Origin of the sequence: Salinisphaera sp. SWV1 (genome assembly GCF_052044155.1) — a bacterium.
Classification (GTDB): Bacteria; Pseudomonadota; Gammaproteobacteria; order Nevskiales; family Salinisphaeraceae; genus Salinisphaera.
In genome coordinates this window covers 18,744-27,439 of the sequence record NZ_JBQDYE010000045.1, presented here as the reverse complement: position 1 = coordinate 27,439, position 8,696 = coordinate 18,744, and the positions used below count along the sequence as shown (strand labels likewise).

The window sequence follows — 8,696 nt, the reverse complement described above, 5'->3', positions numbered from 1 at the left end:
ACCGGCTCGTATCGCCGCGGCTGTGCAGTCAGCGACGTCGGTATCGCCCCAAAACGGCCGTTTCTGGACGGAAACTAACTAGTATTCTCTGCGCACCCGGGCGAATAGCGCGGCCCCATCCATGGTCAGGTATTCTTGATCACTTGCTGACAATAGACGGATCGGGCCTGAGAGCCGATGACGGGAGGCCGCTAAAACCTTTGAATCCATCGGTCCAAAGCGCGGCTGAACGCTTTATCGCACTTTCTCGGGCAGCCCGATACTTTATCGGCCCCTGCGATAATTGCCGATAATTCAGTCTTCTGTATTTCAGGCGACTTCGACCGTGTAGTCGGATACGAACCCTGTCACTTCGTCAGCATAGCCCAACTGATTCGATACCAGCCGCGTCGAGCCAGTACCTACTTGGACGATGCTCTCCGCCGAGTAGTGGTTATGCCCCGAGATCCAAACCGGAACGGCAGCGCCCATAAGATGCTCGAAGTCATTACGGAAATAAGGGCTAGTGCGTCGTCGGACGAGAACTGCGGCGCGGCCAATCGCCTGCCGGGCGGGAAATGCGTAATCGAGATCGAGGGGTCGCCGGGTTCGAGCATGCGCTGTAGCCAACCCACGCTGTACTCGTACTCCTCGACCATACGTAACGGAGTAAAGGCATCGCCGTCGGCGCGGATATCTCCCTAAGTTCTGCCGCAATCTGCTCGCGCTAAAAACGGGGGATTGCCATCTCGGAACCTGGGCTATCCATGGCATGAAGGATGTATGGACCGGTATCGAGGCACGCAACGCCTACCCAGCCACGCTACTCATCAACTACCGGACGGCAGCCCGCCGCCTCTCACAGCACGTGGTAGTCGCCGAGCTGCACAACCTGCGAGATATCCTCGCCATCGAAGACGAACTGGTAGTGCGCAGATTGCGTGACGGGCCCGATCGCCGGAGGACGGAACAGCGCCGCACAGCGACCGCCGGCATAGCGAACTGAAGGATAGGTCAGCCCGTAGGCGCCATCATCACGCAGTGCCCGTCCCCAGGCCTGGCTGATTTCATAGCTGTCCGGATCGAGGACCGACGCCGGCAGCGCGCCGTCAAGCCCATCGTGCAGGGCGGTCTGGAGCATACCCACATATAGCCGCATTTCGAGCCGGCACTGCGGCTCCTGCGTCATACGCAAGAACCGCGCGCGATGGTGCGCGCTTTCCCGGATGGCAGCATCGGAGGTATCCGCGCAGTAGTAGATCCCGTACGTACCATCCGTGAACCGCGACTCGCTGAGCGCCGGGTGGGTGAACGCCGCCATGATCGGCGTCGTGCCCGGCCCGACCAGCCGGTCGCCGGCGGCGACCAGCCCGATGTCTCCGAGCCCATCATCGAGCCGGTCATTCGTCTGCCCTTCAAGCTCGAACAATGCCTGGAGATCGTCGGGATCGCCGAGCCGGTCGAAGATTCCGACAGGCGGGAATCGGCTCGGCACAATGCGATGGACTCGATCAAATGGGTGGACGCTGCACGACAGCTCCAGCGGAGCGGCAACCGGCATCAGGCCCGCCAGCCATCCAGGAACCGCCGGACAAGCCGGAGATCATTCATGCCACCCTGGCGCATGACATCCAACGCCGAGCGGCCCTCGAAATAAGGCGAATCCACGGGACGATGCAGCCAGCCATCGGCCTGCGCCTCGTCGGGGAACAGGATATGCAACGCCTTGTAGATGCCCAGCAGGTAGCTCGCCCGGTCGAGTTGATCGCGCGTGAGAGCGCCGCGAATTTGGCCCTGCTCCCGTAGCTGCCGCCGCCACCGGCGAACAGTGGCAATCGACACGCCGCCCATCAGGGTTGCGATATCGACCTCCGTGAGTTTCCAAAGATCCGCCATTCGAATCACGGCCTTCGCCGCGGCATTCGACCGGTGTACCGCGCGGTTGGCTTCGGGGTGGGCATTCTGTGCGATCAACATGCGGCGCTCCTGTCATCACGCGTCAGGTCAAATGATACCATTAGCAGAATATTGGCGCATGTGAGCTGCGCGATGTGTCAGCATCATCCTGGGTTTAGACCCAACATGCCAAGGCTGGTGTGCGGCAAGGCCAGCGCTGCAGCGCTGCGCGCGACGGAGCCCACCCCAGCGTCCGCCCCTGATCCAGCGGCGAGCGCCAACCGACGGCCGCCCTCGCCGGCTACTACCAGAGCCACGCCACGAGCGAGTACCAGAACAGCATGGCCCACAGTGGCCCGTAGAAACGAAACCTGTCCGCGGTCCAGATCCAGGGCATCACCCACGAGAGCATCCTGGCTGGCAGCACGATGATTACCCATGCCGTGAGGACGGCGATCGAATAGAGGGATTTCATATTGTGTCCGGTGGTCTCCGCCACAGGGGGCGGCACACCAGATCAGTGATAGCGCGCCGGACAAATCCTCGTGCCAACCTTGTTCGCGGTATGTGCGAGCAGTTTTGTCTCTTTCGATCCAGTCGATATCGCGGAATTGGTTGGCCCTGGCTGATGACTAAGCGATGCGGCGTGGATCGCGTAAACTGAGCCTGCTTGAGCTGGCGGGGGATCAATGTCGAGGGGGTATCAGATCGGTAGGCCAAAGCGAGTGAATATGGGGCTGTTCATGTATTCCACGTCGTCCCGGCATGTCGCCCTGGGCCGCCTGTTGGGCGTGGGACTCGCGTGTGTCCTATTACTGGTTGCCACCGGTTGTTCCGGTGGTGGTAGCGACAACAAACCGATCAAGGTGACGCAGGACAACGCGCGCATGCTCATGCATGAAGCGCTGATGCATACCGATGAGGACGAATTTCATCGGGTGATGGCGGCGCAGCCCGCAGCGTTCTGTCATCCGAACTGCTCGGCGGCGACCCGTGTGGTGATCGAGGACGCGGTGATCTGGCGGACCTATAACGATGCCGCGGCGGTGGACATCATCAAGGCGCTGCTCGCGCGGTCACCCGATCTGACGGCTGTGCCGTCCTTTCGCTACACGCTGGCCGACGGCTCAAGCTCTGGCGATGACCACACTGAGCCCCGGAATCCGCTCTCGGCGGCAATGAAGGCCCATCAACTTGAATTCATCCGTCTGCTGCTCAACCGCGGACGCTTCCCTGACGGCCTGCCCAAGACGGCCCTCGAGCTATATGACGCCGGCACCTGGTCCGATGCCCAGTCGGCGTATATGGCACGAGCGATGATTGCCGATGGTGCGCCTGTGCAGTGGATGACCAATGGAGCTGGGTTTCTCGTCGAGGATGATCGGCTGCATACCCTCAAGACGTTATTGGATCACGGAGGCCAACTGATCGGTGATGGGATTCTCGACTGGTATACCCGCTCCAATCATGATCCGGCCATGCTCCAGCTGCTCGTCCAGCATGGCGCGAACGTCAATTACCGGGACGTCCGTGGCCTCAATGCGCTCGAGTCAGCGGTCGTCGACAACAAGATAGCGCCGGGCCTGGAAGCGCAGTACCGCGGGTTGGGGCTGACGATCCATGAATCTCGCGTACGTAAGGCGCGTGCTGCTGCGGCCGTAGCAGCACGGCTGCAGGCGAAGCGTGATAAGGCGGATTTGCGTGCCTACTGTCGGGAAGTGAACACCCAATGGGTGATTATGATGATCAAGGCGGTGAACGGCATAGCGCCGGACCCGGGAGACAAGGTGATCTATCCACCCCCGATCTGTCTGAAGAACAGGTAGCGCTCACGGCCGGGGAGGCGGCGTGGCCACGCGATTACAAGCCGCTGGCCGTCGGATAGGCGGCACTCAGCTGTTCGTCTGGCCCGTCGTTCCCGGTGATGCTCCTAGTCATTAATGAAATAAGGGGCTAGCGCGACGTCAGACGAGAACCGCGGTGCAGCCAATGCCCGGCTGGGCGGAAAATGCGTGATTACGATCGAGGGGTCGCCGGGTTCGAGCATGCGCTGTAGCCAACTCACGCTGTACTCGTACTCCTCGACCATACGTAACGGCGTCAATGCATCACCGCTGGAGCGGATGGCTGAGAAATCCGCGATCATCCAGTGAACATCACGCGCCACACCAAGCCACGAGCGCGGCCCCGAATCGAGACCACTCCACAGCGTGCAGCCAAGAAAGCGTTGTCCCTGAATACGGATCGCATCGCGCTCTAGCAAATGAACGCCAAGGCGAGCGGCCGTCTGTCGCGCTTCGGTGAGCAACGCCACCCGGCCCTGGCCGTAGTACTCGTGGTTGCCCATGACGTAGACGATCGCGCGCTGGAAGGTTGTGGCCGCCCATTCGACGCCACGCGTGCCCGTGTGGATATCGCCGGCGAGGATGACCAGCTCACAAGGCGTATCATCGTCGATCCCGGCTTCGTCGGGATGATCATAGGCCTCGAGATGCAGATCCGACAGAACACGTATCTTCATACTGTTGAGGTTCGGCTTACGAATCGAAATCGCGTCGATGCTCACTGCTAGGCTCCTCGAAAAGATGCCGTAAACCGTTCCTGCATGCTAACGATATCTCATGAAAAGAAAGACACCGGCCCAACTCCGGAGCTCGCGCTCCGGAGCCCAAGCGATCGCATTCGATGTTTTCGGCACCCTATGCGAAGCCAATCCCATGGGCGACTTGCTGCGCTGGCACCGCGACCTCCCGGCAACCGAGCGACGACGGTTACGTGATGATTGGATGTGTGGGTGGATCGGTTTTACCGAGTTGACCCAGTATGGCGATACGGCTGCAGCGCCACCCATTGAAGTCCTCGAGTATCAGGCGCAAGCGAGCGCCTCGACAACGCGACTATTTGCGTCGGCGAAGCCCGTACTCGACGAACTGAAGCGCCGAGGCTACCCGATGGCTTGCGTGTCCAACCTGGCGCCGCCGTTTGGCCCACCGGTGCGCCAGGTTTTGGCCCCCTGGATCGAGCGCTACGTGTTCAGCTACGAAGTCGGTGCGCGAAAGCCGGATCCGAGCATCTTCGAAGCAGTCTGCGACGCTCTGGAGTTGCCACCCCACCGTGTCCTGATGGTGGGCGACTCACCGCGATCGGACATCGAGGCCGCGAACGAATTCGGGATGTCCACCATGCTCGTAACTCGCAGGGACGCTACCGACGCAACGTCGATTAGCCAGGTCTTTAATCGGTTGTCTTCGCGCCCGTATTGATTTTTAACTGAAATATCTAAGAATACTGACCTGTCGTGGTCTTCTATAGGTTTCCTATCGAGATATCCGAGTCTCTCTGGACTTATTGGCGTTCCGAGGCAAAAGGGTCGGTCAATAATTTCCCAGCCTTATTTGCCGCCTTCTCGATTACCTCTAAGAACACACCAGTATGATCAAGGTCTAGCACGCCATTCGCGTTTGCAGCGATTTGAGCTGATCGAAAAAAGGATCGAAATTCTTCAGCCACTTGGCTGTCAAGAATCACCCACTGATTGGCGACACGCAGTCGGCCCCTTTCGATATCGAACAATTCGACCGGCTGATCAGCGGTGGAAGCAGTATCGGTTTCGGAACCGCTAGTAGTGCTGGGGTCAATTGCGATCAATGGCTTTAAAGATTCTGGATTTTCATTCATAAGCCCGTATTCTCCATAGCTCGATAATTCTTCGATTTTTCTTTCCCGGGCTTCTAATGTTTTCTCCCTGTTTACTAGACTTTGCCTCGCTTCATGTATGACGGCGCTTAGCAAGCCAGTAAGCGGCAGCAAACGGCCGCTAGCAGATGCTCGATCCTGCCCGCTAGCGAAGGATGCGGAAATTTTAAACCCTATTGCAACGTCGCTTTGCTCGAAGTCGTACATCGTGTCGATACGATGTATCTTGAGGCCAGATTTTGCCGCAATGGGGCATACGAAGCGCTCGATCTCAGCAAGACTCTTCTTGAATTCGGTGTAGTACCTAGGCGGCATGTAATACGTCGCCTCAGAAATTTCACTCGCGGAGTCGGACATGATAGGTGTTCGTTTTTTGAGATATTTATAAATAGTCACATAAAATATATGCAATTCGAAGTAAATCAAAACTTATGAAGTTATTAACTTTTTAACGTGCGTTTGTGAAGTGAAGAGACAAGGTAAATGCCTCCAGCTATGAGCAGCAAAAATGGGCCGGTTTTTGACGAGGCAATTGATACGAAGCTGGCAGCGCGCTTTTCGCCGTATTCGCCAGCATGATTGCTGTCACAAAAGAATCCACCGATTGCGCGTGGCTCGTGGTGGGAAGTAGCGCATAGATTGATCTGCTACCGCATCGATTGGTGAGTCTCGTATGCACCTGGTCCAGTTAGCTCAGTCATAGCGTTGGCGGTTACAAAGTCTGCCTACTGCAACCAGATAGTCGCGGAACGTCGAGCATGACTTGGCGCTGTAAAACGTAGTAACGGGTGAGAACCCGACTAGTTTAGAAGAATCCGCGTTTCGATCGACCGTCGGAGGCGATACTACCTATCCGGTGCTTTAACCGGCTTGAAGCTTTTCAATCTGGCTGTACAAGCGTTGCGCGAGAGCTCTACCGGCGGCTAAATCAAGCCGGTGCGACGCCCAGTCCTCGCAGAGCAGATCTTCGCCCAGCCATTCACTGTATTTCTCGTCCTTCTTGTTGAGGACGGCCGAGGCCAGCGATTCCGGTGTGAGTGATTCTTCAGCGATAATCGAACGCAACGCTTCGGTTACATTTTCCGGTTTGGCGTCGGGAACGTTAAGGCAGATACTTTCGTTGTGAGCCTCTATGCCACGGTGGGTCATCAAGGCTGCGAGAGTGTCCATAGCGACGTCGCCCGCCCACGGGAAGATAAGCGTGTGGTGGCTTTGGCGAACTAGCGGCCACTCGGCCAACTTCAGACTCCCGAAATGGTATTGGGCCTCCTCGAATAATTCTCGCGCCACCCGGTCCAGGTATTTCGGCGGTTCGGCCCTGTTCAATAGTCGGAACATTTCTTGTCGAACGCGATCAGCGATAACCCCCCCGGTACCGCCGAATCGAGGCGGGTTGCCACCCGTCGAATGCGCGAGATCGATACGCTTGTGCTCGTTATCCACGTTAAGAACGCGCCAACGGCGGCCGCCGAAGATAATGAGCGAGCCTTCGGCGATCGGGCGATCGATCGGCAAGCGGCCGATGGTTCGCCCTCGCACGCTCAGAATGTATTCCTCGGGCGTGGCGAAGGCGGCGTAGAAACTGTAGTGATTGACGAGTTTCTCGCCCACGGCTCCAGGCAGCAGAAGACCGTCCGACATTTGGACAAGGAGCTCAGTCTCGCCCATTCGCTTGAGCAGGCGAATGAAACGCTTTTGTCCAACCCCAGCGAAGGGAGCGTTTTTTCCCAGAATATTCCAAAGGCTCTGGGCGGTCGCGCCGCCATACTGAACGATCACCGATAGGGTTTGTTGGATGAGTGTAGACAGGTGGAGGGCGCCTGCCCGCGGCGGCTCGATCCAACGAGTGAGCAGCAGTTGCGTCATCGCGACCGCCTGGAAAAGCTGGGGATGCAACCGATCCTGGGGCGGTGTATTTACGTCAATCGTCTTCTCGCGAACATAGATCCTTAAGACCGCAGCTTCACCGCGGCGGCCCGATCGGCCAAGTCGCTGTCGCATGCTCGCGACTTCGGGCGGCGCGCCGATCTGTGCCACGCTCGCCACAGAGCCGATATCGATGCCCATTTCTAGTGTCGACGTGCAGACTGCACTTACCGGACGCCCCTCGTTCTTGAGAGCCTCTTCGAGATCGGAGCGTAATTCCTTTCCAAGACTGCCGTGATGGGGAAAGAACTCGACAGGGACTCGATCGCGCTCACAGGCCCGCCGGAGCAGGTCCGAATACATTTCGACATTCTGGCGGGAGTTCGCGAAGATCAGGTTGTTCTGCCCGCGAAGATTGGCGTAGATATGTCCGGCGACATCCAGTAGGTCACCTGCCAGCGATTCCTCGACGGCGACTTCCTTACCCGCGTTTTCCCGCTCCGATGCACCCTGTGGTGTGAGCGCTGGCGGCAGTTCTCGATATCCCCGTATCTGGAGCATCAGGCCGCCGCTGTCTTCAGAGTTGATGATCACGCGAACGGCATCGCCGTGTCCCGGCCGCAGGAAAGCAGCAGCCATGGGCATATCGCCCAATGTTGCGGACAGCCCGACACGAGGTACATGACGCCCGATCGCCAGTTCCATACGGTGCATCAGAGACTGCAACTGCATACCTCGCGCGCCACCGATGAACGCATGCAGTTCGTCGACGATGATGTAGAGCAGATTGGCGAAAAGGTGCGGGATATGCTGGCCGTGCCGCATGAGAATTGCTTCTAGCGACTCTGGGGTGATCAACAGTACGCCTGAGGGCTTGTCGAGGAAGCGTTTCTTATGCGTGCGTGAGACATCGCCATGCCAAGGTACGGTCGGCACGTCGAGGTCTTGGGCCATGAGCTCGAGCCGGCGATGCTGATCGTTGATTAGCGCTTTGAGTGGTGAGATGTAGAGCACGGTGCCAACAGGTGCGCCGTTGTCTCGATCGAACAGGAGTCGAGACAACACCGGCAAGAACGCAGCCTCGGTTTTCCCTCCGGCCGTCGCCGCGGCCACGATGACGTCATTATCACCGGAGACGATAGCCGGTATCGCTTGCTCCTGCGTCGGTCGCAACGTGGTCCAGCGTTGACGGAATACCCATCGCTGAATACGCGGATGAAGCTGATCGAATGCCTGCGAGGCTTCGCTCACGCGGCTCG

At 58.4% G+C, this 8,696-nt stretch carries 8 protein-coding genes; 2 read left to right on the top strand and 6 right to left on the bottom strand.

What is annotated here, in order from left to right; translation table 11 throughout:
* Positions 1-838: 838 nt before the first annotated feature.
* The 3 genes from ACS8YF_RS17115 to ACS8YF_RS17105 form a co-directional block, all read right to left on the bottom strand.
* Positions 839-1,540, bottom strand: a complete 702-nt coding sequence (locus ACS8YF_RS17115) for an RES family NAD+ phosphorylase (RefSeq protein WP_440851350.1) — start codon at positions 1,538-1,540, stop codon at positions 839-841.
* Positions 1,540-1,956, bottom strand: a complete 417-nt coding sequence (locus ACS8YF_RS17110) for an MbcA/ParS/Xre antitoxin family protein (RefSeq protein WP_440851349.1) — start codon at positions 1,954-1,956, stop codon at positions 1,540-1,542. Before ACS8YF_RS17110 ends, ACS8YF_RS17115 begins: the two co-directional genes overlap by 1 nt.
* A gap of 223 nt (positions 1,957-2,179) precedes the next feature.
* The gene (locus ACS8YF_RS17105; protein ID WP_440851348.1) at positions 2,180-2,350 is read right to left on the bottom strand and encodes a hypothetical protein; all 171 of its coding nucleotides are present in this window, start codon (positions 2,348-2,350) and stop codon (positions 2,180-2,182) included.
* Between the two features lie 256 nt (positions 2,351-2,606).
* On the opposite strand from ACS8YF_RS17105, the gene ACS8YF_RS17100 reads away from it, so the two are divergent.
* The gene (locus ACS8YF_RS17100; protein ID WP_440851347.1) at positions 2,607-3,701 is read left to right on the top strand and encodes a hypothetical protein; all 1,095 of its coding nucleotides are present in this window, start codon (positions 2,607-2,609) and stop codon (positions 3,699-3,701) included.
* A 104-nt stretch (positions 3,702-3,805) separates the two neighbouring features.
* On the opposite strand, the gene ACS8YF_RS17095 is transcribed toward ACS8YF_RS17100, so the two are convergent.
* Positions 3,806-4,441, bottom strand: coding sequence for a metallophosphoesterase (locus tag ACS8YF_RS17095; RefSeq protein ID WP_440851346.1), 636 nt, complete (start codon positions 4,439-4,441; stop codon positions 3,806-3,808).
* Positions 4,442-4,496: 55 nt separating this feature from the next.
* Here ACS8YF_RS17095 and ACS8YF_RS17090 point away from each other — a divergent pair, with 55 nt between their 5' ends.
* Positions 4,497-5,138: an HAD family hydrolase gene (locus tag ACS8YF_RS17090; protein WP_440851345.1), complete on the top strand. Its 642-nt coding sequence runs from the start codon at positions 4,497-4,499 to the stop codon at positions 5,136-5,138.
* Positions 5,139-5,220: 82 nt separating this feature from the next.
* On the opposite strand, the gene ACS8YF_RS17085 is transcribed toward ACS8YF_RS17090, so the two are convergent.
* Both ACS8YF_RS17085 and ACS8YF_RS17080 read right to left on the bottom strand, forming a co-directional pair.
* The gene (locus ACS8YF_RS17085) at positions 5,221-5,928 is read right to left on the bottom strand and encodes a hypothetical protein (protein WP_440851344.1); all 708 of its coding nucleotides are present in this window, start codon (positions 5,926-5,928) and stop codon (positions 5,221-5,223) included.
* Positions 5,929-6,432: 504 nt separating this feature from the next.
* The gene (locus ACS8YF_RS17080; protein ID WP_440851343.1) at positions 6,433-8,688 is read right to left on the bottom strand and encodes a DEAD/DEAH box helicase; all 2,256 of its coding nucleotides are present in this window, start codon (positions 8,686-8,688) and stop codon (positions 6,433-6,435) included.
* Between the last annotated feature and the right edge of the window lie 8 nt (positions 8,689-8,696).

Coding starts and splice junctions, on each gene's coding strand:
- ACS8YF_RS17115 (WP_440851350.1), bottom strand. CDS start 1,540: ATGCCGGTTGCCGCTCCGCTGGAGCTGTCGTGCAGCGTCCACCCATTT.
- ACS8YF_RS17110 (WP_440851349.1), bottom strand. CDS start 1,956: ATGTTGATCGCACAGAATGCCCACCCCGAAGCCAACCGCGCGGTACAC.
- ACS8YF_RS17105 (WP_440851348.1), bottom strand. CDS start 2,350: ATGAAATCCCTCTATTCGATCGCCGTCCTCACGGCATGGGTAATCATC.
- ACS8YF_RS17100 (WP_440851347.1), top strand. CDS start 2,607: ATGGGGCTGTTCATGTATTCCACGTCGTCCCGGCATGTCGCCCTGGGC.
- ACS8YF_RS17090 (WP_440851345.1), top strand. CDS start 4,497: ATGAAAAGAAAGACACCGGCCCAACTCCGGAGCTCGCGCTCCGGAGCC.
- ACS8YF_RS17085 (WP_440851344.1), bottom strand. CDS start 5,928: ATGTCCGACTCCGCGAGTGAAATTTCTGAGGCGACGTATTACATGCCG.